This window comes from Pseudoalteromonas sp. GW168-MNA-CIBAN-0100, assembly GCF_040309225.1.
Lineage (GTDB): Bacteria > Pseudomonadota > Gammaproteobacteria > Enterobacterales > Alteromonadaceae > Pseudoalteromonas > Pseudoalteromonas arctica.
In genome coordinates, this window is record NZ_JBEOOL010000687.1 from 1 (window position 1) to 263 (window position 263).

The window sequence follows — 263 nt, forward strand, 5'->3', positions numbered from 1 at the left end:
TCGCTACACCATGGCGGTGGCGTAGGTATGGGCTTTAGCCAACATGCAGGCGTAGTTATTGTGGCTGACGGCAGCGACGAAGCAAAACAGCGTATTGCCCGCGTACTGTGGAACGACCCTGCAACTGGAGTTATGCGCCACGCGGATGCAGGCTACGATATAGCAAAAAATTGTGCAAAAGAGCAAAACCTAGACTTACCAATGTTAAACGAGGAATGATCATGCTTGAACTAACTCTCACCCCCGGCTCGCTTGATTTAAAC

At 50.2% G+C, this 263-nt stretch carries 1 protein-coding gene; it reads left to right on the forward strand.

Annotation, left to right across the window (positions count from 1 at the left end; translation table 11 throughout):
- On the forward strand, positions 1-219 hold a 219-nt coding region (locus AAEY62_RS23015), incomplete at its 5' end, for a urocanase-related protein (protein WP_502935561.1).
- Positions 220-263 lie beyond the last annotated feature (44 nt).